Origin of the sequence: Sphingobacterium sp. 2149, assembly GCF_031455655.1 — a bacterium.
GTDB lineage: Bacteria > Bacteroidota > Bacteroidia > Sphingobacteriales > Sphingobacteriaceae > Sphingobacterium.
Window position 1 is genome coordinate 87989 of record NZ_JAVDTD010000012.1, and the last position, 26385, is coordinate 114373.

The 26385-nt window shown below is 39.2% G+C and carries 24 protein-coding genes; 12 read left to right on the plus strand and 12 right to left on the minus strand.

Annotated features, from left to right (window positions below; genetic code table 11):
• Positions 1-158 precede the first annotated feature (158 nt).
• The 4 genes from pfkA to J2X77_RS17765 form a co-directional block, all read right to left on the minus strand.
• Positions 159-1133, minus strand: a complete 975-nt coding sequence (gene pfkA / locus J2X77_RS17750; RefSeq protein ID WP_209578388.1) for a 6-phosphofructokinase — start codon at positions 1131-1133, stop codon at positions 159-161.
• Between the two features lie 201 nt (positions 1134-1334).
• Positions 1335-3041, minus strand: coding sequence for a thioredoxin family protein (locus J2X77_RS17755; RefSeq protein WP_310081840.1), 1707 nt, complete (start codon positions 3039-3041; stop codon positions 1335-1337).
• Between the two features lie 86 nt (positions 3042-3127).
• A complete protein-coding gene (locus tag J2X77_RS17760) occupies positions 3128-3577 on the minus strand; it encodes a protein-disulfide reductase DsbD N-terminal domain-containing protein (protein ID WP_209578393.1) in 450 nt (149 codons plus the stop codon).
• Between the two features lie 157 nt (positions 3578-3734).
• Positions 3735-4505 (minus strand): biotin--[acetyl-CoA-carboxylase] ligase, encoded by a 771-nt coding sequence (locus J2X77_RS17765; RefSeq protein WP_310081843.1) that lies wholly within the window; start codon positions 4503-4505, stop codon positions 3735-3737.
• A gap of 47 nt (positions 4506-4552) precedes the next feature.
• Between J2X77_RS17765 and rsfS the strand changes: the two genes are divergently transcribed.
• From rsfS to J2X77_RS17785, 4 genes are read left to right on the plus strand one after another with little or no spacing between them, the layout of a single operon-like run.
• Positions 4553-4927: a ribosome silencing factor gene (gene rsfS / locus J2X77_RS17770; protein WP_209578394.1), complete on the plus strand. Its 375-nt coding sequence runs from the start codon at positions 4553-4555 to the stop codon at positions 4925-4927.
• A 44-nt stretch (positions 4928-4971) separates the two neighbouring features.
• The gene (gene ftsH / locus J2X77_RS17775) at positions 4972-7053 is read left to right on the plus strand and encodes an ATP-dependent zinc metalloprotease FtsH (RefSeq protein ID WP_209578395.1); all 2082 of its coding nucleotides are present in this window, start codon (positions 4972-4974) and stop codon (positions 7051-7053) included.
• Between the two features lie 53 nt (positions 7054-7106).
• On the plus strand, positions 7107-7754 hold the full coding sequence (locus J2X77_RS17780; RefSeq protein ID WP_310081845.1) for a lactate utilization protein: 648 nt from the start codon (positions 7107-7109) through the stop codon (positions 7752-7754).
• Between the two features lie 8 nt (positions 7755-7762).
• On the plus strand, positions 7763-8386 hold the full coding sequence (locus tag J2X77_RS17785) for a rhomboid family intramembrane serine protease (protein WP_209578397.1): 624 nt from the start codon (positions 7763-7765) through the stop codon (positions 8384-8386).
• Here J2X77_RS17785 and J2X77_RS17790 read toward each other — a convergent pair.
• On the minus strand, positions 8383-9927 hold the full coding sequence (locus tag J2X77_RS17790) for a YifB family Mg chelatase-like AAA ATPase (protein WP_209578557.1): 1545 nt from the start codon (positions 9925-9927) through the stop codon (positions 8383-8385). The two genes, J2X77_RS17785 and J2X77_RS17790, sit on opposite strands and share 4 nt — an antisense overlap.
• 235 nt (positions 9928-10162) lie before the next feature.
• Between J2X77_RS17790 and J2X77_RS17795 the strand changes: the two genes are divergently transcribed.
• The 3 genes from J2X77_RS17795 to J2X77_RS17805 all read left to right on the plus strand — a co-directional run bounded on the left by J2X77_RS17795 (position 10163) and on the right by J2X77_RS17805 (position 11531).
• Entirely contained in the window at positions 10163-10432 is a 270-nt protein-coding gene (locus J2X77_RS17795; RefSeq protein WP_070561440.1) for a YtxH domain-containing protein, read from the plus strand.
• Positions 10433-10618: 186 nt separating this feature from the next.
• On the plus strand, positions 10619-11038 hold the full coding sequence (locus J2X77_RS17800) for a hypothetical protein (RefSeq protein ID WP_209578398.1): 420 nt from the start codon (positions 10619-10621) through the stop codon (positions 11036-11038).
• Entirely contained in the window at positions 11028-11531 is a 504-nt protein-coding gene (locus J2X77_RS17805; protein ID WP_209578399.1) for a hypothetical protein, read from the plus strand. Before J2X77_RS17800 ends, J2X77_RS17805 begins: the two co-directional genes overlap by 11 nt.
• 16 nt (positions 11532-11547) lie before the next feature.
• Here J2X77_RS17805 and J2X77_RS17810 read toward each other — a convergent pair whose 3' ends face one another.
• Positions 11548-12483 (minus strand): GDP-L-fucose synthase, encoded by a 936-nt coding sequence (locus tag J2X77_RS17810; protein ID WP_209578400.1) that lies wholly within the window; start codon positions 12481-12483, stop codon positions 11548-11550.
• Positions 12484-12686: 203 nt separating this feature from the next.
• On the opposite strand from J2X77_RS17810, the gene trmB reads away from it, so the two are divergent.
• The 5 genes from trmB (at position 12687) to J2X77_RS17835 (ending at position 20943) form a co-directional block, all read left to right on the plus strand.
• Entirely contained in the window at positions 12687-13343 is a 657-nt protein-coding gene (trmB, locus tag J2X77_RS17815; protein ID WP_209578401.1) for a tRNA (guanosine(46)-N7)-methyltransferase TrmB, read from the plus strand.
• Between the two features lie 431 nt (positions 13344-13774).
• Complete coding sequence (locus J2X77_RS17820; protein WP_310081851.1) at positions 13775-17038, plus strand: SusC/RagA family TonB-linked outer membrane protein; 3264 nt, start codon at positions 13775-13777, stop codon at positions 17036-17038.
• Between the two features lie 12 nt (positions 17039-17050).
• The gene (locus J2X77_RS17825; protein ID WP_209578402.1) at positions 17051-18583 is read left to right on the plus strand and encodes a SusD/RagB family nutrient-binding outer membrane lipoprotein; all 1533 of its coding nucleotides are present in this window, start codon (positions 17051-17053) and stop codon (positions 18581-18583) included.
• Between the two features lie 10 nt (positions 18584-18593).
• On the plus strand, positions 18594-20120 hold the full coding sequence (locus tag J2X77_RS17830) for a DUF5689 domain-containing protein (RefSeq protein WP_209578403.1): 1527 nt from the start codon (positions 18594-18596) through the stop codon (positions 20118-20120).
• Between the two features lie 127 nt (positions 20121-20247).
• Positions 20248-20943, plus strand: coding sequence for a DUF937 domain-containing protein (locus J2X77_RS17835; RefSeq protein WP_209578405.1), 696 nt, complete (start codon positions 20248-20250; stop codon positions 20941-20943).
• A gap of 127 nt (positions 20944-21070) precedes the next feature.
• Here the strand turns inward: J2X77_RS17835 and J2X77_RS17840 are convergent, their stop codons facing one another.
• The 6 genes from J2X77_RS17840 to J2X77_RS17865 form a co-directional block, all read right to left on the minus strand.
• The gene (locus tag J2X77_RS17840) at positions 21071-22057 is read right to left on the minus strand and encodes a rhodanese-related sulfurtransferase (protein ID WP_209578406.1); all 987 of its coding nucleotides are present in this window, start codon (positions 22055-22057) and stop codon (positions 21071-21073) included.
• 95 nt (positions 22058-22152) lie between these two features.
• Complete coding sequence (locus J2X77_RS17845; protein ID WP_046673143.1) at positions 22153-22368, minus strand: DUF3820 family protein; 216 nt, start codon at positions 22366-22368, stop codon at positions 22153-22155.
• Positions 22368-23123 carry a glycosyltransferase family 2 protein gene (locus J2X77_RS17850; protein ID WP_209578407.1) on the minus strand — a complete coding sequence of 252 codons (756 nt, stop codon included), beginning with the start codon at positions 23121-23123 and terminating at the stop codon, positions 22368-22370. The genes J2X77_RS17845 and J2X77_RS17850 overlap by 1 nt, the downstream gene beginning before the upstream one ends.
• A 6-nt stretch (positions 23124-23129) precedes the next feature.
• Positions 23130-24044 carry a glycosyltransferase gene (locus J2X77_RS17855; protein WP_310081861.1) on the minus strand — a complete coding sequence of 305 codons (915 nt, stop codon included), beginning with the start codon at positions 24042-24044 and terminating at the stop codon, positions 23130-23132.
• Positions 24045-24047: 3 nt separating this feature from the next.
• A complete protein-coding gene (locus J2X77_RS17860) occupies positions 24048-24920 on the minus strand; it encodes a glycosyltransferase family 2 protein (protein WP_209578410.1) in 873 nt (290 codons plus the stop codon).
• On the minus strand, positions 24921-26381 hold the full coding sequence (locus J2X77_RS17865; protein WP_209578411.1) for a lipopolysaccharide biosynthesis protein: 1461 nt from the start codon (positions 26379-26381) through the stop codon (positions 24921-24923). It abuts the gene before it with no gap.
• Positions 26382-26385: the final 4 nt, after the last annotated feature.

The window sequence follows — 26385 nt, forward strand, 5'->3', positions numbered from 1 at the left end:
GTGCTAATAAAGCGAAGAGTTTAAAAGTCAAGTAAGTTTCCTTTATAGCTGCAATAGTGTTTTGGGGAGATCTGTATAAAGTCAAAAAAAAACGTGGCTGTCCAAAAGGTTGGACAAGCCACATTTTTTTATATGAAGTTGAGACTAAACGATATCTTTTACAGCGAAAGGATCTCGATGATACGAAGCAAATCTTCGTTCATTTTTACATGGTGTTTAATGGCGCTTTTAAAAGGAGTAAATCTTACCTCACTGCAGATTAGTCCGGCCATTTCACCTCTGCGGCCTTGTAGTAAAGCCTCTACGGCAGCTACGCCAAGCCTGCTTGCTAAGACACGATCCATACATGTCGGACTTCCACCACGTTGAATATGTCCTAAAATAGAAAGCCTAACATCGTAATGTGGGAAATTTTCCTTGATTTTTTCTGATACAACCATACCCCCTTCTTTATCACCTTCAGCAACGATAATGATACGGGATGATTTATTTTTACGCGTCTTGTCGAGCCTTTTCATGATTGCGTCATAGTCCACTTCAAACTCAGGAACCAAGACTGCTTCTGCGCCGGTACTGATTCCTGAACGGACGGCAATAAGACCTGAATCGCGTCCCATTACTTCTATCACAAATAGCCTATCGTGAGACTCGGCAGTATCGCGAATTTTGTCTACAGCTTGGATAACAGTATTAATGGCTGTATCATAGCCAATAGTAAAGTCTGTGCCGGCCAAATCGTTGTCGATTGTACCTGGAAGGCCAATAATAGGAAAATCGAATTCTTCAATAAATTTGGATGCGCCCGTAAATGTACCATCCCCGCCGATAACCACCATGGCATCAATACCGTGGCTGCGTAAGTTTTCATAAGCCTGTTTACGTCCTTCTATCGTTTTAAAGGCTTCGCTACGGGCAGTTTTAAGGATAGTGCCGCCACGTTGTATGATATTCGCTACAGATTTGGCATCCATAGGGACAATCTCTCCATTAACAAGACCATCATAACCTCTTCTTACACCAAATACTTCAAGATTATTGTAGATTCCCGCCCTAACAACAGCGCGGATACCAGCATTCATTCCTGGAGCATCTCCTCCAGATGTCAGAACAGCAATTTTTTTAATGTTACTCATACGTACTCAAACTTAGCTTTTTTCAAGCGTATATACAATTATATTTCCTTTATTAGCTATCGCCAATAATGCTATTGGCAACTGGTAATGGCTTTTTTACTCCACTTTATTTCAGGTTAAGCTAAAGATAATGCAAACTTAATAATTACCTATATTGTTCATGTATGCTATTCTTGTCGAATGTCTCCAATCGTATACGGACTATTTCTTTGCCTTAAAAGCGTCAATTCCACTCTGAAGGAAAGCAATATATTCTGTAACGTTATAGTTTGCACCTGTTTTCGGGACCAATACGGTTCCGGATGAATCGACGATCACGTATAGTGGTTGCGAATTGCTGTCGAAAGTCGAGGCTTGGAAATCACTGTTTTTATTTCCTATCGTTTTTATCTTTTTCCCACTGTATTTTGAAATAAACTGCTCACTTTCCGGTAATTTGGTTTTGTCATCGACAAATAATTCAGCCATAATAAACTCTTCCTTCAATAGTTTGGCAACTGCGGGATCAGTCCATACATTGGCTTCCATTTTCCGGCAATTGACACAATTCCAGCCTGTGAAATCAATGAGTACCGGCTTATTTTGCTCTTTTGAAGCTGCTAGAGCTTCCTCATAATCGTAATAAGGATCAAATCCTTTTGGCGTGCCCCGTTCATGAAAGATTTCAGCGTATTTTTTGACCTTACCATCGCTATGCGCTGGTGAACCGCCTACTCCAGTAGACAGGTCAAAATCCTGAGTTGCTGTAGGGGGAAGGAATGCCGAAATGGACTTCAATGGCGCACCCCATAATCCGGGTACCATATAAATGACGAATGCGAATACAATGACAGCCAAGATAGTTCTCGGTACAGAAAGAAATTTTAGTTCACTGTCGTGGGAAAACTTAATTTTTCCAATAAGATATAATCCCATCAGGCCAAAGATAGCAATCCATAGTGATAAGAATATTTCTCTATCTAGCCAATTCCAATGGTAAGCCAGATCTACATTTGAAAGGAACTTTAATGCTAGTGCGAGTTCTAAGAAGCCGAGTACGACCTTTACCGAATTTAGCCACCCGCCCGATTTGGGGAGGGATTTTAGCATCGATGGGAACATCGCAAATAAACCAAAAGGAATGGCAAGCGCTATGGAGAAACCGAGCATACCGATTGCGGGAGCTAGGCGCTCTCCTTTTGAGGCAGCTTCTACCAATAACGTTCCAATAATGGGGCCGGTACAGGAGAACGATACCAGCGAAAGGCTAAAGGCCATAAAGAAGAGGCCTATTAGGCCGCCTTTATCGGATTTGGCATCCATTTTATTGACGAAAGAGCTCGGTAAAGTGATCTCAAAGGCACCAAAAAAAGACGCGGCAAAAACAACCAATAACAGGAAGAATAAGAAATTAAATATCCCATCTGTTGATAAAGCATTTAACGCGTCGGAACCGAAGGAAATGGTGATGACCATTCCTAAAGCGACATAGATGACAATGATGAAGAGGCCATAAAGTAGTGCCTTGCTGATACCGCTAGTCCGACTTCCTGCTTGTTTCGTAAAATAACTCACCGTTAGGGGCAACATTGGAAATATACAGGGCATAAGTAGTGCTGCAAAACCACCTACTAATCCGGCAATAAATATGCTCCAAAGTGATTTCTTTCCCGTTTCTGGATTGCCTGAGGAGGCGTTTATTTTAGCTGGAGCGGTTTTACTGCTATCCTGGCTAACCGTCGTGTCGGGTGAGGCTGTAAAATTAAGGTCTTCCGGTACTGCTTCAACTGCATTAGATGTGTCCGGTGATGATTCAAATTGAAGTCCTTCTGTACTCGCTAAGCTATCTTGTGTCGATGCAAGCGTCGCTGTTGTTAACGAAAGACTGAAAAAAGCAATCAGAAGTAAAATGAATGTATTTTTTAACATGCGTATGTATTTCAGATGTTAGGTTCAAAAATAAAAAAAGGCGATGAGAATCGCCTTATTAATTTATCCGTATAGAATCATTTTTACTATTTGATTGTCACAGCAAAAGCATATTCATCTGGAGGAAGACATTGTGAAGCATCACATGCTTGCCACTCGACTGTACCTTTAACTGTTGCAGTACCTTTGTTTAACGTTACTTTTTGTTGAAATATCACTTCATTTGTAAAGTAACCTACATCCATTTTAAATACGTCTTCATGTTTCACTTTTGGTTTTGGCTCAGCAGTTTTACCAACCACGGTATAATCAGCCGCTTTAGCAAAGGTGAAAGAAGTTGGGATAGGTCCACCATCTTTTATATTTTGTGAATAAATGTGCCATCCATTTTGGATGGTTGCTTTTACATATACGACAGCTTCTTTGTTATTTAACTTTTTGCTGGCCACTGTCCATTTTACTGGTTTGTGAATTTGAGCGAATGCTCCCGTAACTGCAAACATCACTGCAGTCATTAACAGTATTAATTTTTTCATCAGACTTTAATTTGTTCTTTCTTTTTCCGCTACAATTATTGCAGTGTGTTATTTTTATTAGATACGCTGGGTGAATAAAGGTTTAATCACGCTTTTGACAAAGTTAGAACAAAGCTTTGATATTTCTAAAAATGGGTTCTGCTTTTTTTTGTAAAGATCAAGAGATAAGATGCGTAATCTCTTTGATATCAAATTCTTGTAATCGGTTATCTAATAAAATCTTTAGTTTACCTTCGGCAGATACCTGCTGAATAATGCCCGTTTGCTTGGTGCCTGCGATTAAAAATGGTTTTTCTTCGCCTTTCCAGAATAATAATTCGTTGTATTTGTTTAGCTGATAGTGGGATCCCTTGTGAAAGAGGTTCAAATATTCCAGTTGTATCCTTTGATACAGCTCATTCGCTAAATCCTTTATGTCGTAATCGGTTTGATCGGTTAGGCATGCTAAAGAGGTTATTGTTGACGTTGTGTCAAAATTAGTTTGATTGATATTTATACCGATTCCTATGATAGCGCTATTGATATTATGGCCTTTTAATGTATTTTCTATTAAAATACCGGCTATTTTCTTTGAATTGACGTAGATATCATTGGGCCATTTTACGGCAACAGGCTGCTCAACTTTGGTTTTCAACCAGTTGGCGGTGGCAATGGCGATGGTAGCCGAAAGAGAGAATTGTTGCGCTATTGGTAAGAAATAGGGCCTCAAAAGGACAGATGTCGTGAGATTTTTCCCCGGTTCACTTATCCATGAGCTTCCTCGCTGGCCTTTACCTTGGAACTGTTCTTCTGCTAAAATGGCAGTCCCTTCCGCTAGTGGCTTGAATTTTGACAATAATTCCCTGAGATAATCGTTTGTAGAGGCGACTTTGTCAAGATATATTGTATTTTGGCCGATGATAAGTCCCGAAATATTGTTATTTTGCAAACTGAAAGTATTAAATAAATATTAAGTCAAAACTATCATATTTTTTAATGAGTAAAAATAAAAGTACAGAATTGTCCCAACGTCTATCAGAAATTATCGTTTACGGTATGCAAGAAAAGAAAGCAAACGAGATTGTTCGTTTGGATTTAAGAGATCTTCACAGTTCTGTTTCTGATTATTTTGTTATTTGTCATGCTGATTCCAACATTCAGGTCAATGCGATAGCAAAAAGTGTCGAAGACGAAGTTTACAAGACATTTGGTCAAGAACCCCAATATAAAGAAGGACAATCCAATGGTGAGTGGTTGATTTTGGATTTTGTGGATGTGGTTGTACATATCTTTAAGACCGAAAAACGAGCGCATTATGGTATCGAAGATTTATGGGGAGATGCAGAGATTCAGCATTTCCAGAGCGCCTAATTGTCTTCAATTAAAATTTATCAAGAAAATATAATTACGATATAATGAAAAAAATCCCGAGTAGTAAGGTAAGCCCAAAACCGCCAAAATTTAATTTTGTGTGGCTTATGATTGCCATGTTTTTAGGTTTTTTTGCCTTACAGTACGTTTTTGGAGAAAACCCAGCTAAGGAAGTTAGCTATAGCGATTTTGAGACACGCATGTTGAACACAGGCTCTGTAGAGCGCCTTGTCGCTTATAAGAAGAATGATCTTGTAGAGGTTGAGGTGTATCTGAAGAAGGGCTGGAAAGATAACCCTAGTTTTAAGGATGCTGTAAAGACCTCCGATCCTTTACCAAGTTTATCTGGGCAAGAGGACAAAGGACCACAATATATTTTTAAAGACGCTTCTCCCGATGTTTTGGAGAAAAAGTTAGCTGCTTCGCAAGCTGAGTTAGCGCCTGGTACACCAAAGGTACAATTAACGTATGATGACCGTTCTAATCCATGGGCGAGCTGGTTTATCACCTTTATGTTGCCATTATTAGTGTTGGCTGCGATCTGGATTTTCTTGATGCGCCGTATGGGCGGCGGTGCCGGCGGTGGTGGCGGTGCTATCTTCAATATTGGTAAGTCGAAAGCTCAATTATTTGATAAAGAGGCTCAGATCAATATTACATTTAACGATGTGGCTGGTCTTGAAGAGGCGAAGCAGGAAGTTATGGAAATTGTGGATTTCTTGAAAAATCCGCGTAAGTATACAAATCTTGGAGGTAAAATTCCAAAGGGAGCATTGCTTGTAGGGCCTCCAGGAACAGGTAAGACATTGCTAGCAAAAGCTGTGGCTGGTGAAGCTCAAGTGCCATTCTTTTCACTATCGGGATCCGACTTTGTGGAAATGTTTGTGGGGGTAGGTGCATCTCGTGTTCGTGATTTGTTTAAACAAGCTAAAGAGAAAGCGCCTTGTATCATTTTCATTGATGAGATTGACGCAATTGGTCGTGCCCGGGGCAAGAATTCAATGATGGGTGGAAATGACGAGCGTGAAAATACGTTGAATCAATTGTTAGTGGAGATGGATGGTTTTGGCACGGATTCGGGTGTTATTATTTTAGCAGCTACTAACCGTATCGACGTATTGGATACGGCATTGCTGCGTCCGGGACGTTTCGACCGCCAAATTTCGATTGATAAGCCAGATTTGATCGGCCGTGAGCAAATTTTTAAAGTGCATCTTAAGCCTCTGAAATTGTCGGCTGAGGTTGATGCAAAAAAATTATCTGCACAGACTCCTGGTTTTGCAGGCGCAGAAATCGCCAATGTATGTAATGAGGCCGCACTTATTGCTGCCCGTAAAAATAAACCGGAAATTGATATGCAAGATTTTCAGGATGCAGTTGATCGCGTGATCGGTGGTCTTGAGAAAAAGAATAAAATTATCTCTCCGGAAGAGAAACGTATTGTCGCTTATCATGAAGCTGGGCATGCTATTGCTGGCTGGTTTTTGGAACATGCAGATCCTTTGGTTAAAGTATCTATTGTGCCCCGCGGTGTGGCTGCTTTGGGATACGCACAGTATCTTCCCCGCGAGCAGTTTTTATATACGACAGAGCAGCTTATCGATAGCTTATGTATGACCATGGGTGGTCGTGTAGCTGAAGATATTACTTTTGGAAGAATTTCAACTGGTGCTCAAAACGATTTGGAGCGTATTACGCAGCTTTCGTATGCAATGATTGCGATATACGGTATGAATGACAAAGTGGGAAATGTTTCTTTCAGAGACAGCTCGGAGGCATCGTTCCAAAAGCCATATTCTGACAAAACGGCAGAGTTGATTGATGCAGAGGTTCGTAACTTGATCAGCGATGTTTATGCACGTACTAAACAGTTATTGCTGGATAAACGTGAAGGACTGATCAAAATAGCGGAGAAGCTATTGGAAAAGGAAATCCTCTTTCAATCGGATTTAGAAGAGATACTAGGGAAGCGTCCATTTGAAACCAAGACTACTTACGAGGAGTTTGTGAATGGTGCCGATGGTGGGGGTGTACCACAAACAGATTTACCCTTAGATATTCATCCGGACGAAGCGCGATCCAGCGATGGTCCGAGTTCAGACAATCCGTCAAATAATTTGAATTAATTTGAATGTTGCAGCGCTAGAATCATCTAGCGCTGCATTTATATATTTGCGCCATGAACGTGAAGAACGCAACTGCGAAGGAGATAATGTTAAAACGGGTACGTCAGGCATTACTACAAAAACATGATAATCCCCATCCGAACTTTAAGGAAACTGCTCTTTACCGTGAAGAGGATGAATTGGTGGATCTTGTTTTTGTACGTGAATTGACCGCTGCGGGAGGCAAATTTCTATATTGTGATGGCGAGATCGGTCTGATTGAAAATTTGATTTCGTTGACCGAAGTAAATAGTATTAAAAATATCTATGCTTGGGAACAAGGTATTCAAAACTTACTCAGTCCCTATGGTTTTCCCTTTTTGAAAACAGAGAAGGATTTTGAATTGGCAAATGCCAGTATCACCTCTTGTGAGGCTTTAATAGCTCGTAATGGAAGTGTTATGGTGAGTAATGCAAATGCTTCCGGACGGCGGTTGAGTATATATCCCCCTATTCATATTGTCGTTGCCAAGGCTTCGCAATTGGTCTGGGATTTGAAAGATGCTTTGGCTTATATGCAGAAACGTTACGGTCAGGAGATTCCGACGATGATTTCCACCATTACAGGCCCGTCCAGAACGGCTGATATTGAGAAGAGGTTGGTTTTGGGAGCACATGGGCCAAAAGAACTTTATGTTTTACTTTTAGAGGATCGATTTTAGAAATTATTATGCTATTAACTTATTTAACCGAAACGCCTGTTGCGAGTATTATCTTCTTTTTTACGATCGCCGTCAGCGTCTATACTTTTTCACATGAACAACTTTTCGGCAAACTGATGTTGCATCCCTACAGTATTGCACGCAACCGCAATGTCTTTACGATCCTGACAAGTGGTTTTGTGCACAAGGATTGGGGACATCTGCTGTTTAATATGCTTACCTTTTACTATTTTGGGTTTGGTTTAGAAGGTATACTTGCTGCTGCAAGTCCCTATGGCCATATCTTATTTGCTGTTATTTATGTAGGCAGCTTGATCCTGAGCGATATTCCAACCATCGTACAGCAGAAAAATAATCCAGGTTACTATAGTTTGGGTGCTTCAGGTGCCATCTGTGCGGTGCTGTTTAGTTATATTCTTTTCGACCCTAAAGTGACCATTGGGGTAATGATGATTATTCCCATGCCAGCTTACTTATTTGCATTTCTGTTTTTAGGTTATTGTGTATGGGCGTCCAAAAAGGGACAGGACGGTATTAATCACGATGCCCATTTCTTTGGTGCGCTGTCGGGACTAATCCTGACGATCATCTGTTTTCCATGGGTTATCAAACATTGTCTGGCACAATTCTAAAATTTTCCGTTCCAGGTTTCCCGATCTAAATTTCTGTATTGGATTGCTTCAGCGATATGGTGGTTATCAATTGTAGGGCTATTTTCCATATCAGCGATTGTGCGGGCAACCTTTAGTATTCTATCGTATGCTCTTGCGGATAGGCTGAGACGCTCGATTGCAGTTTTGAGCAATTTCCTTCCGGCTTCGTCAATCTGGCATATTTCTCGCGTTAATCGGGTACTCATTTGTGCATTACAATGTACGTCTGGGAAGGATTTAAAACGTTCTTTCTGGATTTCGCGTGTCTGAATGACCCGACGGCGTACCGTGCGGCTATCATCTACAGAGCGTGTCGTACTCAATTCGTCAAATAGCACGGGGGTGACTTCGATGTGCAGGTCTATACGGTCTAAAAGTGGTCCTGATATTTTGCTTAGATAACGCTGGACGGTGTTAGTGCCGCAGATGCATTCTTTCTCGGGGTGATTGAAATAGCCACAGGGGCAGGGGTTCATGGCAGCAATGAGCATAAAACTTGCGGGGTACTCGACGGTAAGTTTAGCTCTTGATATCGTAATTTGACGCGATTCCAGCGGCTGACGCATGACTTCGAGGACGCTCCGTTTAAATTCTGGCAATTCGTCAAGGAATAATACGCCATGATGGGATAAAGAAATTTCACCCGGCAATGGATTTGAGCCGCCGCCTACCATGGCTACATCGGATATTGTATGATGTGGAGAACGAAAGGGCCGTGCAGTGACGAGGGAATCTTTCGCCTTTAGATTTCCAGACACAGAGTGTATTTTGGTTGTTTCCAGCGATTCGGTCATATTGAGCGGGGGAAGGATCGTTGGTAGTCTTTTTGCCAACATGGTTTTTCCTGCGCCTGGCGGACCTATTAAAATAAGGTTATGTCCACCAGCTGCTGCGATTTCCAGCGCTCGTTTGATATTCTCCTGTCCTTGTACATCAGAGAAATCGACGTCATAAATGGCTGTATCATCCTGAAAAAACGTTTGTATGTTAACTTTTGTAGGCTCGATTGTTACTGTATTGTTGAGGAATTCCACCACTTGGGTCAGATTTTCTACACCAATAACATCGATTTCGGTGACGATAGCTGCCTCTTTTGCATTGGCTTCAGGTAATATTATTCCTTTAAATCCTTCTTTGCGCGCCTGTAATGCAATTGGTAGAACACCACGTATGGGCTTAATACTTCCGTCTAATGATAGCTCGCCTAAGATAAGATAGTTTTCCAGACGGATATTTGTGATCTGCCCGGAAGATGCTAATATGCCTATTGCGATTGATAGGTCATAACTTGAACCTTCTTTACGAATATCTGCGGGTGCCAAGTTGACAACGATCTTTTGGCGCGGCATGTGAAGTTGACAGGAATTAATGGCACTTTCGATACGTCTTAAGCTTTCTTTAACGGCATTGTCAGGCAGGCCGACGATATAATAATGGAGGCCAGTAGATACGATTACCTCGACGGTAATTGTGCAGGCATTTATCCCATAGACGGCGCTGCAATAGGTTTTATTTAGCATAATTTTCATAATCGATTGATTTAAAGATACTAAAAAATTGAGTAAGTTAATAATTGTTGGGTGAGATATTGAAGGCGGATCCAGGATTATCGAAAAAAATGATTATATTGTTAATATAGTTCTTTATTAATAATGGATAAAAAGCATTGTTTGGCAAACGATTTGCTTTGGTAATTGTATTATTAACGAGGACTAGATTCGTCGTAATAGATTTAGAACTTTAAAAGAAAAAGAAATGAATGACACAAGTAAAGTAGCTTTGGCGTTATTGGCCGGTCTTGCCGCGGGTGCAGCTTTGGGAGTTTTGTTTGCTCCAGATAAAGGGTCGGATACAAGAGATAAAATAAATGATTCACTAAGCGATTTGAGTGATGCTATTCGGGAAAGAGCGGAGGAGCAATTTGATCAGTTGAATGATTTCAAAGAGAAAATTGTTTCTACATTGAAGGGTAAGTTAAATCAGGCAGAAGAAGTGCTGGATGATGATATCATCGAACATGCATAGTTCGCAGATTATTCAAAAGAATAATTGGTGTAGAGTACATATTATCAGGCTATTTCGCGAGATAGCTGTTTTACGATAGCTGCGCGCTCTTCATGTGTGTAGAGTAGTGCTGTGTTGCGATTATAAGATACAGCGTTTTCGTTTTTTTAGTTATGGGCTGAAATAGCCTGAATAAATTTTAGATGCATGGAAGAAGAAAAATTTTCACTAAGTGGTACGTTTCAAAAGACTAAGGAGTATATTGACTCCCAATTTAAACTTGTCAAATTAAAAACCATTGAACGGTCTTCTCGTTTAATTGCAAGCTTAGTGGTAGATGCAACTAAGCTTATTTTTACCTTATTTGTTCTGTTTTTCTTATGTTTAGCTCTAGGTTTTTGGCTAGGAGAGTTATTGGGCAGTTATTCATTGGGTTTTTTGGCAACAGCAGGTATCTTTTTAGTGATAATTATCTTAATACGCGTTTTTGAGCCTATACTGGAAGCAAAATTTATGGATCTTTCCATTCGACGTTTTTTGGCTAAATGGAACGATGAAATTGAGGAAGAAGAGGAAGAACTGCATAAAGAAAAACTTGATAGAGAAAGGGCTACAAATGAACAATAAACAGACCAAAATACGGAATTTACAAGAGCTTAAAGCTGAAATATTGCGCTTAAAAACGCTAAAGAATGAGCAGGAGCTATACCTAAAGGCTCAATTTACGTTGCTTAATAATAAAATAGAGGCCCCCATTCGTTTTTTCAATACCTTAAAAAATAATATCCCAGGAGCGAATATTATACAGCAGATGTTTGCCAAGAGTAATAATCCAGATTCTGATTGGTTAACAAAGACTTTACGTATTGGCGTACCGTTTATAATGAACAGATTGTTTCTGAAAAATACAGGGGTTTTTAAAAAGGCGCTCATGCTGCTGTTATCAGAACGGGCGGTTGGGCAAATCAATCAAGATAAAATCAGCGGTCTTATTGGAAAGTTAACGAGTTTTATTCGACCTAAGAAGAAGAAGAAAAATAAATTTGCCCAAACGGAAAATGCTGCTATAAAGGACGAAGTAAATGAATACGGCATCCCTTCTTACAGCGAGACATATTAATGTGATATTGTTTTCGCTATTCGGCTGCTTCTTTTTTCAAAAAATCAGTATAAGCGAGTTGAATGCCCTCCCGAAGGTTAACTTTGTGCTTCCATCCGAGTGCATGTATCTTTGATACATCCATGAGTTTGCGTGGTGTGCCATCGGGTTTGGAACTGTCAAAAGTAATATTACCTGTGTAACCAATTACATCTTTAATCAATTCTGCGAGATCCTTTATGCTTAGATCTTTACCTATACCGATATTGACAAATTGCTTTTCATTGTAATGATTCATTAAAAAGACACAAGCGTCTGCTAGGTCATCAGAGAAAAGAAATTCTCTTAAAGGAGTCCCCGTACCCCAGATAACAACATCATCTCGCTTATTGACTTTTGCTTCGTGGAATCTACGGATCAAAGCTGGTAAGACGTGTGAATTTTGAGGATGATAATTATCGTTGATGCCATATAGATTTGTTGGCATTACGGATATATAATTGCAACCATATTGGTCCCGGAACGCTTCTGCCATTTTTATACCTGCAATTTTGGCGATTGCATAGGGTTCATTCGTTGGTTCTAGGGTGCCCGTCAGTAACATGTCTTCATTTAAAGGCTGGGGAGCCATTTTCGGATAGATGCAGCTAGATCCTAAGAACATTAACTTTTTAATGTTATTGTCGTAGGATGATTTGATGACATTATTTTGGATGGCTATATTTTCATAGATAAAATCTGCGCGATAGGTATTGTTTGCCATAATCCCACCAACCTTAGCGGCAGCGAGAAAAACATATTCAGGTTTTTCTTCGTTGAAAAAGTCAGCTACTGCTTGTTGATTCCGCAGATCTAATTCTTGAGATGTCCTGGTCACGATGTTGCTGTATCCAAGTTCTATTAATTTGCGATGTATTGCTGATCCGACCATTCCTCGATGGCCTGCTATGTAAATTTTAGCGCCTTTTTCCACGATAAGTTATTGAGTCCTGCAAACTTAGATAAATTGCTTTTTATATGCAATATAAATCGCCCGTATGAAAGTGATTTATTGATCGCTCTCTCTTTAGTCTATTCGCTTCATGATTATTCGCCAATCAATGGTATATTTCCTAGGATAAGATTTATTTTTTTAAGCGGGAATATAAGGTTATTTTTGCGGGATATTTATTGAAAATGGGAAAGGACAAACTACGTAAATTTGCTGAAGTTGCTACTTTTGAAAATGTAATCCAACTTGACGCAGGCAAAGAATATAAAGGGAAATGGGCAGAGAAACAGTTTGGTAATAATAATCCGGTTGTTTTGGAACTTGCTTGTGGCAAAGGAGAATATACTGTTAATCTGGCGAGACTGTTTCCGGAGAAAAATTTCATTGGTATTGATTTTAAAGGTAATCGTATTTGGCGTGGTGCTAAAACAGCTTTGGAGGATGGCATTCGGAATGTTGCTTTTCTTCGGATACAGATTGAAACAATCCTTGAATATTTTGCCGAAAATGAAGTTGATGAAATCTGGATTACCTTTCCTGACCCTCAGCCTCAGGATAGCAGAGAGAAAAAGCGGCTGACAGGACCAAAGTTTTTGGAGCGTTATAAATTCATTATGAAACCTGATGGGATGATGAATCTGAAAACAGATAACGACGGCTTTTATGCGTATACGCTGGAGCAGATCGATTTACAGAATCTAAAAAAATATAAAGAGACTACCGATCTTTATCATTCGGATTTAGTGGATAATGTTCTATCAATCAAAACTTACTATGAAAAAAAGTATTTAGCTGATGATAAGAATATCAATTATGTGAAATGGAGTTTCGAAAAAAGCTAATGAACGAATTTATTACATAATAGAAAGTCTAAACGAAAGTTTGGGCTTTTTTTGTTTAGTGGCGATATGACTTATTGCTGTGTTTGTTGGTTGTAAATTGATTTATAGGGCTTTTTGGAGGCCCTTTTTTTGTTCGATGGCAACTTAAATAATTTCGATTTATTTCGTTTTCTAAATATTATTAATTATTTTCGATTTGAAAATTAAAAATAACCAACGAAATATCGCATTAAAGCGAGCCTAATGCATGATAATTCCTTCAAAGTGGATCTCAAAGCATTTTAATTACAATTGAAACCATAATAGTGTGATGAAAAGAAATGCTATTCGAAATAATTGTTAACAAAAAGAAAACATTAAGTTAAAGCAAACTTTTTGTTAGGGATATATTTTTGTGCCAAATTGAAAATTAACAATTTACACCAATAACTATGTTTAGTATTAACCCTATCCAAATTAATCTGCGGCACGCCTCCTCGAAAGTGCTATTTGCGGCTTTAGCAATTGCGTGCAATATGGATGTAGCTAAGGCGATGGTTCCATTAGAACGAGGCCATTGTGTTTTTCATGATTTTAATCAAGGGAAGATTAAGATTAAAGGAAAAGTTGTCGATAATCAAACGAAGGAGCCACTAGCATCTGTATCGATACTTTCAGGTGGAGTGACGAAGGGGTCTACGGATCGTAACGGAAATTTTGAGGTAGATATTGAAGTAGGGGGAAAGATCCGTTTTCAGATGATCGGTTATGAGGCTCAAACGCGAACTTACGAGGCTGCTCAAGGTAATGTCCATATTGGGTTAAACCCAACATCTGAAGCAATTGATGAGGTTGTTGTCACTGCTTTGGGGATTAAACGTGAAGAAAGAGCCTTGGGATACTCAGCAACAGTACTAAAAGGCGATGACTTGACAGGAGCGCTTTCTAACAATTGGATGGATGCATTGTCAGGTAAAGTTGCAGGTGTTAATCTAATGCGATCTAATGCAGGACCAGTAGGTTCGACAAAAATTATCTTGCGTGGGGAAGCAAATCTAAATGGTGATGCTGGAGCGTTAATTGTTGTAGATGGAATTGTGATAAATGGGGGAAGTGGTAGACGTGTAGGAGGATCTTCAGGCTCTGTTTACGGCACAGGTTCAGATAACATGCCCGCCGACTACGGGTCAGGTATGGATGACATAAATCCGGAAGATATTGAAAATATTACCGTTCTGAAAGGTCCGGGCGCTGCGGCACTTTACGGTCAGCGTGGGGCGAATGGAGCAATTATTATAACTACGAAGTCTGGAAAGAAGGGAAAGGGATTAGGTATTACTCTTAATAGTAATACAGCATTTGAATCGGTCAACCGCTGGCCAGATTTTCAGTATGAATATGGGCAAGGGACTGGCGGAGCTAATTATTATTCCTTCGGAAGTTCAGCTGATGGAAATAGTACGGGGGGGACTAGCTCCGCTTATGGTCCAAAATTTGATGGGCAATATTTTTTTCAGTATGATCCGCTAACGCAAGGCCAGGGTACCGAACGTACGTTATGGCAACCCTATTCAAATAGTAAAGAATTCTTCCAAACAGGAAGAACATTTACAAATTCACTAACAATAGACGGAGGTTCGGAAAAAACATCTGCACGGTTTTCTTATACTGATGTTCGAAATAAATGGATCACTCCAAATACGGGTTTCGATAAGACTGCATTCGCACTGTCGGCAACTTCAAAAATTTCAGACAAGTTAACCATAAATGCAAAGATTAATTACAATAGACGGTGGTCTGATAATTTGCCTGGAGCTGGATATGGCAATCAATCACTGATGTATTGGTTTATTTTTTGGCAACCTAATGCTGACTATAACTGGCTGCGCAATTATTGGAAGCAGGGATTGGAAGACAAAGCCATCCAATATCCATTTAGTTCATATCCTGAAAATCCATTTGCAATATCTCATGAGTTTATTAACAGGAATGATCGTAATACATTTACGGGTAATGCATCGGCCAACTATCAATTTAACAAAGAGCTCAGTTTAATGGTGCGTTCATCATTAGATTTCTTTGTTGAAGATCGTGCGCAAGAAAGACCATATGATTCTGGGACGAAGCTACCTGAAGGTAGTTATCGTTCGCAATCTTTGTTCTCAAAGGAAACAGTATTGGACTTTCTATTAAAGTATGAAAAGGATCTAAAAAGAGATATTAAATTCTCAGCTACGCTTGGCGGGAGTACACTACACAATCATTATAAAAGGGAGGCATATACTGCAGATGGCCTGACCTACCCAGGGGTATATAATTTGGCCAATAGCAAGTATGGCGTAATCTCCGATCAAAAGTTTTATAAGTTTGTCACTAATAGTGCGTATGGAATGGTCACAGCTTCTTATAAGAATTTTCTTTACTTAGATGCGACTGGACGGATGGATTGGAATAGTACTATGGCTACACCGGTTAACTCGCAAAAAAAATTGGGATTAATCTATCCTGCATTAAATGGTAGTTTTATTCTTTCTGAAGTTGTGAAATTGCCCAAAGTCATTAATTATGCAAAATTGAGAATTTCAGTTGCTGAAGTTGGAAACGGAGGTCAAGATCCTTATATGCTACAGCAATTGTATGAACGAGGTAATGGATTATTACCTGGTTCTGTTACCGCGTCAAGTCTATTGAAGAATCCCAATTTACAACCATTAAAAACGAGGTCTTATGAGGTTGGGACTGAAGCAAAGCTTTTCAAGAATAAATTAAACTTTGATCTAGCATTATATAGTTCAAAAACCTTTAATCAGCAACTAAATCGTTCATTAGATCCGTCATCCGGTTACAGGACGTTTAAGACTAATATGGGGGCGGTTCGAAATCAAGGTATTGAAGTGTCGGTGAATACCAATCAGATTAATCAAAAAGATGGTTTCAGGTGGTCAAGTTTAGTTACCTATACAGCGAATCAAAACAAAATAGTTGATTTACCGGATTCGTCATTGGTATTACAATATCGGTCTGTAGGTTCAGGGCAGATCGTTGCAAAACAAGGTGGAAGTATGGGGGATCTTTATGGGATAGGCTACGAGAGAGCTCCCGATGGTCAGGTTATCTACGATCCATCGACGGGATATGCCAAATTAACGAGTAATATTATTTATTTAGGTAACACACTACCCAAAGGTAAAATTAGTTTTGGTAATACTTTTGGCTATAAAAACTTCAATTTAAATGTTCTTTTTGACACGCAATGGGGGGGTGTGGGACATTCACTTACCCACTACAAATTAGCAGAACAGGGTAAAACCAAGAATACCTTGCCAGGTCGTTATAGTGGGATAATTGGCAATGGCGTTATTGATAACGGCGATGGAACATATCGAAAAAATGATGTTATTGCCACTAATATTGACGAGTATTATCGCTCTCACTTTGGGCAGGATAATGCAGAAGGAAGTACCTATCCAACTGACTTTATTAAATTCAGAGAAGCGAGGCTAGATTATTCTTTCAACAAGAAAATTATATCAAAATATGGCTTACAGCGCGTGACAGTAGGATTGTATGGTCGTAACTTATTTATATGGTCTAAGTGGCCCGCTTTTGATCCTGAATTTGGAACCTTGGATAATGGGGATATCGTCAAAGGATTTGAGATTGCTCAATTTCCTTCCACCAGAACTTATGGGTTTAACTTAATTGTTGGTTTTTAACATCTGATAGTCATGAAGAATTTTAAAATAATATTAATTGCAATTCTTGTAGTAGGATTAATGCAATCCTGTACAAAGAATTTCATAGAGACCAATACGAACCCGAATGAAACAGAAAATGCATATCCTTACCAATTTATGGCAAGCGCATTTATTAATTCGGTTTCTGCAAATATGAGCAGAAATAGGTCATTTAATAACGAATTAATGCAGGTTACTGTTTCAATTGGGGATGGGGATGGAAAAGTATTTCGCTATGACTTTAGAAGGAGTTGGGCAGACTACATCTGGGGCGCACATTATTCGGAGATTACAAACTTCAAGGAAATGTATAAAAAGGCGATAGAGCCGGTCACTTTCAATAGATCCTATCAGGCTATCGCTATTATTGGTCAAGTATGGCTTTATTCTATTTTGACAGATATGTATGGGGATATCCCTTATTCGCAGTCTAACTTGGCGGGAGATTCACTGATAGTAGAGCCGAAATTTGACAAACAAGAAGATATTTATTTTGATATGTTGCAAAGGTTGGACTCTGCAAATACGTTACTTCAAATAAAAGCGACTACCGAAACAATTGATGCGACTAATGACCCAATTTATAGAGGTGATTTGGTTAAATGGAGGAAGTTTAATAACTCTTTGTTTTTAAGGTTGTTATTGCGTGTCGCTGATAAAAAAAGCCTTCATCAGGAATATGTGTTGGACAAAATTAAAACGATTCTTTCGACTGAAAAAGATCGTTATCCCATCATGGCTAGCAACGATGACTCTGCAATTTTACGATGGACGAACGATGGAGCATATGTCTCGCCTTTCAAGTCAACCCGCGCACAGGATTTTAGAGCAGTTGCGTTGTGCTCTTTTTTCTTAGATTATTTAAGGGATACAAACGATCCTCGTATTGATATTCCAACCTATGGAACAGCAGGAATTAATCGAATGGGAATTGCTCCTGTCTCAGGTAATTATGTGGGTGTTCCTAGTGGATATGCAGCTGGATCAGAAGATTATTCTAAAATGTCCTATTTCTATTCTTTTGATCAAAACAATGGGGTTAATAGTTTGCAGACGGAGCCAATAACTGGTATGATCATGCCTTTTGCTGAATTGCAATTTATCAAAGCAGAAGCGGTATTAAAGGGATGGATTGAAGGGAATATAGAAGATTATTTTTACAGTGGAGTTGAAAATAATATAAAATTATGGATACCAACTTGGACAGTAACTGCGAAAGAGCATTTAGAGAAATCAGATAGAGAATGGAAAGATAACGTACCGTTTGCTGAAAAGATGGAACAAATTCACTTTCAAAAATACCAAGCATTATTTATGGCTGATATGCAACAGTGGTATGAATATCGCAGAACAGGACATCCTATATTGCCAAAAGGTAAGGGGTTACAAAATAATGGAGAAATGCCAGCAAGGATGTATTATCCAGTGATTGTGCAATCGGCTAATCCGACGAATTATAAACTTGCTGTCCAGCAACAAGGACCAGACGAAATTAATACCAAAGTTTGGTGGCAAAAACCTTAATTAAGAAGACATGACAAAGCATATATTTTTTTTAATAATAGTAGTTTTTGGAGTATTCAGCTTCAGTTCCTGTAAAAAAGACAGTCCTAGTTACCCTGGAGGTGAAGTTAGCGCTTACATTGGGATTTATGACGTGCGTACACTATTCAAGGGAACTCCAATTGAGTTGAATTTAGAGACTCTGGGTGGATCTTCAAAAATAACAGGGATTGTTACTTCAGATCATAGCGCAGGTAATTTACCGCATGGTGTGTTAGTGCTTCAGGATCGTAGGAGATTGGATTTATTGCGCGGAATTTCAATTCAAATGGGAGAAAAAGCCAACGAGTATTCTCCAGGCGATTCTATTGTAGTAGATTTGATAGGAGGAAAATTGCAGCGGTTAAATGGAATATTGCAGATAACAGATATTTCCAGTAATAAAATTGAAAAAATTTCTGATGGAAATCGCTATCAGGCGCTCCGCGTTACCGCTGATCAAATTTTGAAAGAGCCAACAAAATATGAAAGTACTTTAATTGTTCTTGTTAAGGGGGGATTTAGTTATACCCCAAGGGAAGGTCAAATACTTTCTGGTGATCAAAAAATAAATGACGGTTTCGGTTTTATTACGGTAAGAACTAATCCCGAATCTGAATTGGCGAATTTGCCTCAATATAAAATGGCGAACTATCTGGGAATATTATTTAACGAGGTATCAGGAGATAGTCTTATTCCTTATCAGTCCCTTAGAACAAAATCTGATCTTGTACAGATTAGGTCGGAATACAAAACACCTAAGGTGGTTGTAACGGGGCTTCTGAATGATCCTAGCGGCTCAACAGATGCAAACTATGAGTATATGCAGTTTTTAGCAACGGAGGATATTGATTTTTCCAAAACACCGTTCAGTGTTGTTACAACAAATAATGCAAATGCATCAACTCCTACCGGTATACCAATTAACGGTTGGGCCACAGGTGGCTTAAGGACTTACAAAATTAATCTGATAGTTGGTTCTGTAAAAAAAGGACAGTTTTTCTATGTAGGTGGCACAAATAAGTTAATTGCTGGTGAGAAATCTACGAGTATATCCGACGCACATTGGGTTGCCAATTACGATTATGCTAACAAAGCGGGATATGACTTCGGGACGAAAACTGGCAATTTACTCGCCAACAGCGGAAATGCTTTTGGAGTAGCTGTTTTTTCAACAATTCAAGTAACAGCTACAACTATTCCAGAGGATTTGGTATTTGTGAGTACAGGAGGGTCTCTAGTAAGTGCCAATGCTGGGTATCGTATCGCTAACACTGATTTTTATGATATTGTTAACCCGGTTACCTTAACTAATCAGCCATTCTATAGAAATGGAGATAATACCAAGGCATTTGTGTACGCATCTCCGTCGGCGGATACCTTTATTCAATTTAATGGGGAATTTAATATGACACTAGGAAGGTGGACAAAATCCCGCGTGCAAAATAATGTTTTGTTAACAAAAGAGTCTAAACTACAGGAGGTTGAAAATGAGTTGTCGACAAAGCTAGTTGAATAATTCGATTTGTAATAAAATACATTTAAAGCCGTTAATAGTTATTGTTAGCGGCTTTCTTATCATCATGCATTTTCTTAACTCACCGAAAAAATCGTTATCTTCATTATATAACTATAAACGAAGACTTATGAATTTAACAGATTTAGTTACAGGTGGAGTAGGTTCCAAAGTGATAGAGACTATTTCAAAAATAACTGGTGTCAGTGAATCTAAAGCAAAATGGATTGTAGCGGCAGCAGTTCCCTTGATGATTGCAGCACTGAATTACAACGCGAAAAACAAAGGGCAGGCAGAAAATATTGACAATGCTATTGATCAGCATAGCAATAGCGGGATACTCGATAAAATTGGCGATCTATTTGGACAAGGAGGAGCGGAGCAGAATGGTTCTGAAGATGGCAATAAAATTGTTAACCATATGTTTGGTCAAAATACCGAAGTAGTAACCCAGAATATTGCGGATAAAGCAGGCTTGAGTTCCTCACAGGTAACAGGGGTACTGGCCACGCTGGCCCCTATCGTAATGGGATATTTAGGGCAACAAAAGCAGGCTTCAAGTGGCGGTGGTATTGGCGATCTGATCGGTTCTGTGCTAGGAGGTGGAACACAACAGAATGCAGGTGGCGGTATGTTGGGGGGTATTTTGGGCTCTTTTCTAGGCGGTGGTCAAGAAGAACAAGCGCAAACAACGGAGCAGCCCACAGCGGGCGGTAGCATTACGGACATGTTGGGTGGACTAGCAGGCAGTTTTTTTGATAAAAATAACGATGGACAGGCGAAGGGCAATATTCTTGATTCAATCGCCGGTATGTTTGGAAAATAAGCTGTGTTAAGCTATTATTTTGTTTTGGAAAAGCGAGCATGAGCTTAAGCGGAGATGATACAGATCTTAAAAAGGATGAGGTCGGAAGTTACATACTTCCGACCTCATCACTTCTGTCCAATTCGTTTTAATCTTCAACCGATACTTTCGGAGGAAAATTTTTATGTTTTCTTTTGCTGATTTTATCAATATTGACGGGTTGAGGTACCTTGACATAATATCCTGTTCCGTCATATTCACGTTTATTTGGGTTCTCTTTACATGCTGTCGAGCAGCATCCGTCCATCTCCCAGCCGCACTCATCACACTGGGTGAAATGCTCATTACAAGTCGGGTTGGCACAGTTAATCATCTTCGTTGTATGCTTGCCACAATTAAAGCAAGTCGATACAACCGATGGGTTGACAGAGTTGATATCCACTGTAACACGGTTGTCGAAGACGTAGCATTGGCCCTCGAAATCCTCGCCACCAGCTTCTTTTCCATATTTAATAATACCACCATGTAATTGATAAACATCCTCGAATCCTTCTTTTAATAAAAGAGCAGATGCTTTTTCACATTTAATTCCTCCTGTGCAGTAGGTTAATATTTTTTTGCCTTTATACTTTTCAAGCTCTTTGATTTTTTCCGGGAACTCGCGGAAGTTTTCAATATCTAAAGTAACAGCATTTTTAAAATGACCAACATTGTGCTCGTAATTTGAACGTACATCCAAGACAACAACATCCTCTTGATCTTTCATCGCCAAGAAATCCTTGGGTTCGAGGTGAACACCTGTTTGACGGTTGGGGTCAATTTCTTTCGGATCACGCAACCCAGAGTGAACAATCTCGGCTTTATAACGGCAGTGCATTTTAATGAATGACGGTTCTTCGACATCGTCAATTTTAAATTCCGTTTTGTTAAAACGTCCATCCGCATAAATTGCATCCATGTAGCTTTTACACGCTTCAATAGTGCCGGAAACAGTTCCATTAAGACCCTCATCAGCGACAATGATACGACCGACTAGGCCCAGTGATTTACAAAATTCTAAGTGATCTGATGCAAATTTTTCGGCATCCTCGATAGGGCTGTAGCAATAGTACAGCAAAGTTTGATATTGTGTCATGATATTCATTGATACCGCTGCAAACGGCGTTTAATGCTAAAAATAAATTCTATGCAAAGCTACGAAAAATAATAAATGGAATAAAATGACCCTCGTCACCTTTTCTTCAAAGGTTCGAGGAGATACTCCAGACCGTTGAGTTTTATTTCATAGAGTGTCGCTAACTGTTGACCTAGTTTTCCCTTCGGAAAACCTTTTTGGTTGTACCAGACCAAATATGGCTCAGGAAGATTACATAAGGTGTATCCCTGGTATTTGCCAAACGGCATCTTGACTGTAACAAGCTCGGTTAAAATTTCAGGATTTAACATTAGTCTTGAGGTTTTCCATAATTAAGACGGTGCCATATGGCTTTTAGTGCAATAATCCCATGGTTGAATAGATTAGGAATAGCCCCATAGTAGTGTTTGAAAATAGCAAAACGCTCTTTCAAAGATTCCTTATGTTTTTGCTTTGACATTCCACCAACAAGATAGCGGGCCACATATTGCTGTGCATTAACTGATTTTTTTGACTTTTTGGCACAGCGAATAACCCAGTCAATATCGGCGCATAATTTATAATTGAGATCGTATGGCTCGGCTATGTCACGCTTGATATAGATGGCCTGATGGCATATATTCATACCATAGCGAAAGCTTTTCCAGTTAAAATAAGCTGGGACTTTATGTCTCCGTTCACCAACAATATTTCGATGTTCGTCTACAAGTATAGTTTCGCCATAAAGAATATCGGCGTTGTCACTCAGTTTAGCAAGGTTCTCAATGCTGTTGAGATCATATATTTCATCACCGGAATTTAGAAAAAGAACATAATCACCTGTTGCTAGGGCCAACCCTTTATTCATCGCATCATAGATGCCCTTATCTTTCTCGGATAACACGACAGAGATCTTATTGCTATATTTTTGGATGACATCTAATGTACCATCGGTTGATTGTCCGTCTATCACAATATACTCTATATTGTCATAGCTTTGATTAACAACAGATTTAAGGGTGTATTCTATGTCACGCACATTGTTGTAAACGACAGTTATAATCGAAAATTTAGGATGAGCAGACATGTTTCTTTATTTATTGAATGTGTTTATTTTCTTTTTAAAGAATCGGATGGCACGGTTGAACAACGATCCTTTGCGATGTGCATAAAAATGCTTGATGGCTTCGTAAGCTTGTTTGTTTTCTGAAATTTCCGTTGGAAAATACGCTACAGGATGTTCAGCTAGTGAAACCTGATAAGTTGATTCAGAAGCTGTATGTGTGCCCGAACCGTCGTTCCCAATATTCTGGGTCATCGAATTCCTAGGATACAAAACTAACCCATTTTTTCTGAATATGGAAGCATACCAGCGGATCGCCCAGGAGTTGATCTTTCCCGCCTTCAATTCCCGTACTTGTTTCCAAAAGTTTTCTTTACCCTCTATACTAAACTGATGGATCTGCGCTGCTGTAAAATCCGATACAATTTCATCAATGTTTGGGTTGAAATATTGCCAGGCGCGATCCCAGGTTGCCCAACCCCAACTGTTTGCCACTCGGAAAAAGAACGTCTCTGGCAGCTTATTTAAATCCTTTACCGGATAACTGTAGCCACTGATTTCCATGACCTGTTCTTGATCTTTATACCGCTCCAATGCTTTGTTAAAATAATCCAGGGCAAAAACTGAAGTTTCTAGATCGTCTTCTAAGACAATAATCTTTCCATGCGTATTGACCACTTTCGTAACACCGTCAATTACATTCGCTGCCAGACCCCAATTTTCTTTTCGTTCTACGATAATCACCTCTTTAAATTTCCAGGCCCTATTGATAATTTTTCGCACTTCATCAACTGCTTGAACAGATTTTTCATTTTTTGCAGCATCCGAATAGATGTAAAGTATAGTTTGGTCTGCCTGTTTATTTTTTTCTAATGCTGTAAGCGTTCTTATCGTATGATCAGGACGATTATAGACAAAAAGTATGACTGGAGCAATACTGTTCATGTGTCAAAAGATTGTGTTGAATGCTTTCTTGTTGGCCTGACGAGTCCGATAAACAGCACTCGTTTTTCCAAGTAATCTAAAAACAATAGTTAAATAGCTCTTTGCTTCAAAAAGATCTCCTTTAAAAAATGAAGATGCCATTTTCTTCAGGCTTGCCAATACCGCCATCGAAAAAGCTTTTACAAAAGTATAATTGATATTGCAATATTCAGTCAGATGATAGACAAATTCGCTTTTCATAAAAGCTTTGCGGTCTGTTTTGCGTTGCTGCCTATCGTGATAAGCCTTGGCTTCTTCAGCCAGAACAATGTTTAATCCGTAGTAATTGATGCGGTTGGCATAATCCTTATCTTCCCCATAATGAAAAAAGATCGGTGCGAAACCACCGACTTTTCTGATAACTGTGTTGGGGATCAACCAAAAGGCGGCATTGACAAAAGGACAGATCCGATAGGAATTTTTGGTGATGGCATCTTTTGTGTACTCAGCAAAGCCATGGTCCAGTGTAGCTTCTGTACCGTCGTGGTGAATCGGTGAAATAATGCCGATATTGTCTGTATTTACCTTGATTAAATTGGCGATACAGTTCCGATCCACCCAGGCATCCTGGTTGACCAAAAAAGCATAATCATATTCTTCTTTCAAAATAATTTCGAGGCCTATGTTGTTAGCTTTTCCAAACCCTAAATTTTCAGTACTTTCTATTAACCTTACTGTTGGATAATTTTCTTTGATGATCTGTGTTGTATTATCTGCAGAATTATTATCGATAACCAGAATATCTGTTGGATAAGTCGATGCCACAAGGCTAGGTAAGCACTTGTGGATCCAGGGCTCAAAATTATAAGAAACGATAATCGAGAGTATCTTAGCCATTTATTTTTTTCGGATAACTTTGATGAAATAGTGAGAGAGCTCTAATAGAATACCTGGTTTAAAGATTCTATTAACGATGATGTAGATGCATACAGCAGCTCCAATTGTACTGACAAACCGAAGATAGAGGTTAGGAATAGCGGCGGTGGCGTAATGAGCTGCTAGGCAGCTGATGGTTGCCAATAGTGCATAAGCAAAAATATCCCCTAGAAGGTAACGGAATGAATAGTTCATATACGGTTTGGCTGATGCATACCAAACGAATATCCAAAGCGCGTTTAATCCCGAGGTTAATCCAATGAGCAGTTCTAAACCTAATGATTTGCCAAAGAAGAGAATAGCGATTTGGAGCAAACCAAAAATGACTATATTCCGCATATAAACTTGAGGTTTTCCCTTGCTAATGATGAGGTTAGAAAAAACGTTGCTAACAGAATCAAATGCCGCTCCAATACAAAATATTTGAAGAAATATGGCACTTTGCGCCCATTTGTCGGTGATTGCAATCGAAATGAAATCCTGTGCTACAGTGGTTAAACCCAATAACATGGGAAATGCCAAAAAAGCAGTAAAAGAAATCAGTTTGCGAAACACCCTTACTTGCCTGTCTTTATCATCTTCTATCTCCTTTAAAATGGGCTGGGTCACATTATTGACCATATTGGTTAATATATTCTGGGCCATGATGCTCCAGCGATTTGGATTAACCGTGTAACCTAATTCTCCTGCAGTATAATGGCGTCCTAAGATTGCCGCATAGATATTTTTATTCAGGTTGATAAAGATGTTGGTAACCAGTATTTTACTGCTAAATCCTAAAATGTCACGAATGGGTCGGAAATCGAATTGAAAAGTTGGCCTAAATTTGGAAAAATACCAGAATCCGAGCATATTAAAGCCACTGTAGGATACAATTTGAATAGCGTACGCCCAATAAGCATAATCTTTATAAGCAAGATAAACCCCGACCACATTGGATACAATAAGTGCAAAAGTGCCCGTAACAACGCGTTCTTTTATTTTTAGATTCCTAAAGAGGTAGGCGTTATGGGCGATACCAAAACTTCCTAGCCAAAAGGACAAAAAGGTAAACCTGCTTAGTTCTATAAGTACTGGTTGGTTATAATATAGAGCGATAAGGGGAGCTGCGAAAAATAAAACAATATAGATGAATGTTCCAATCCCTACACTTGTCCAGAATACAGCGTTATAATCCTTATGTTCGACCTGCTTTTTATTGACGATACCGTAAACAAACCCACTTTCTTGAAAGGCAGAAGCGAGAACGGAAAAGATAGTGATCATCGCTACTAAACCGTAATCTTCCGCTGTTAGTTTACGATTTAGTAGGATACCGAAACCAAATCCCAAAAACTGCTGTATGATGCTGGCCATGCCACCCCATAAGAGTCCTTTTGTCGTTTTTGATTTTAAAGAGTCATTTTCCTGATGAGATGACATGCTA

What these genes read in the sequence shown, in the direction of transcription:
- pfkA (WP_209578388.1), bottom strand. Translation starts at nt 1,133, where the DNA reads ATGAGTAACATTAAAAAAATTGCTGTTCTGACATCTGGAGGAGATGCT.
- J2X77_RS17755 (WP_310081840.1), bottom strand. Translation starts at nt 3,041, where the DNA reads ATGTTAAAAAATACATTCATTTTACTTCTGATTGCTTTTTTCAGTCTT.
- J2X77_RS17760 (WP_209578393.1), bottom strand. Translation starts at nt 3,577, where the DNA reads ATGAAAAAATTAATACTGTTAATGACTGCAGTGATGTTTGCAGTTACG.
- rsfS (WP_209578394.1), top strand. Translation starts at nt 4,553, where the DNA reads ATGAGTAAAAATAAAAGTACAGAATTGTCCCAACGTCTATCAGAAATT.
- ftsH (WP_209578395.1), top strand. Translation starts at nt 4,972, where the DNA reads ATGAAAAAAATCCCGAGTAGTAAGGTAAGCCCAAAACCGCCAAAATTT.
- J2X77_RS17780 (WP_310081845.1), top strand. Translation starts at nt 7,107, where the DNA reads ATGAACGTGAAGAACGCAACTGCGAAGGAGATAATGTTAAAACGGGTA.
- J2X77_RS17785 (WP_209578397.1), top strand. Translation starts at nt 7,763, where the DNA reads ATGCTATTAACTTATTTAACCGAAACGCCTGTTGCGAGTATTATCTTC.
- J2X77_RS17790 (WP_209578557.1), bottom strand. Translation starts at nt 9,927, where the DNA reads ATGCTAAATAAAACCTATTGCAGCGCCGTCTATGGGATAAATGCCTGC.
- J2X77_RS17795 (WP_070561440.1), top strand. Translation starts at nt 10,163, where the DNA reads ATGAATGACACAAGTAAAGTAGCTTTGGCGTTATTGGCCGGTCTTGCC.
- J2X77_RS17800 (WP_209578398.1), top strand. Translation starts at nt 10,619, where the DNA reads ATGGAAGAAGAAAAATTTTCACTAAGTGGTACGTTTCAAAAGACTAAG.
- J2X77_RS17805 (WP_209578399.1), top strand. Translation starts at nt 11,028, where the DNA reads ATGAACAATAAACAGACCAAAATACGGAATTTACAAGAGCTTAAAGCT.
- trmB (WP_209578401.1), top strand. Translation starts at nt 12,687, where the DNA reads ATGGGAAAGGACAAACTACGTAAATTTGCTGAAGTTGCTACTTTTGAA.
- J2X77_RS17820 (WP_310081851.1), top strand. Translation starts at nt 13,775, where the DNA reads ATGTTTAGTATTAACCCTATCCAAATTAATCTGCGGCACGCCTCCTCG.
- J2X77_RS17825 (WP_209578402.1), top strand. Translation starts at nt 17,051, where the DNA reads ATGAAGAATTTTAAAATAATATTAATTGCAATTCTTGTAGTAGGATTA.
- J2X77_RS17830 (WP_209578403.1), top strand. Translation starts at nt 18,594, where the DNA reads ATGACAAAGCATATATTTTTTTTAATAATAGTAGTTTTTGGAGTATTC.
- J2X77_RS17835 (WP_209578405.1), top strand. Translation starts at nt 20,248, where the DNA reads ATGAATTTAACAGATTTAGTTACAGGTGGAGTAGGTTCCAAAGTGATA.
- J2X77_RS17840 (WP_209578406.1), bottom strand. Translation starts at nt 22,057, where the DNA reads ATGACACAATATCAAACTTTGCTGTACTATTGCTACAGCCCTATCGAG.
- J2X77_RS17845 (WP_046673143.1), bottom strand. Translation starts at nt 22,368, where the DNA reads ATGTTAAATCCTGAAATTTTAACCGAGCTTGTTACAGTCAAGATGCCG.
- J2X77_RS17850 (WP_209578407.1), bottom strand. Translation starts at nt 23,123, where the DNA reads ATGTCTGCTCATCCTAAATTTTCGATTATAACTGTCGTTTACAACAAT.
- J2X77_RS17855 (WP_310081861.1), bottom strand. Translation starts at nt 24,044, where the DNA reads ATGAACAGTATTGCTCCAGTCATACTTTTTGTCTATAATCGTCCTGAT.
- J2X77_RS17860 (WP_209578410.1), bottom strand. Translation starts at nt 24,920, where the DNA reads ATGGCTAAGATACTCTCGATTATCGTTTCTTATAATTTTGAGCCCTGG.
- J2X77_RS17865 (WP_209578411.1), bottom strand. Translation starts at nt 26,381, where the DNA reads ATGTCATCTCATCAGGAAAATGACTCTTTAAAATCAAAAACGACAAAA.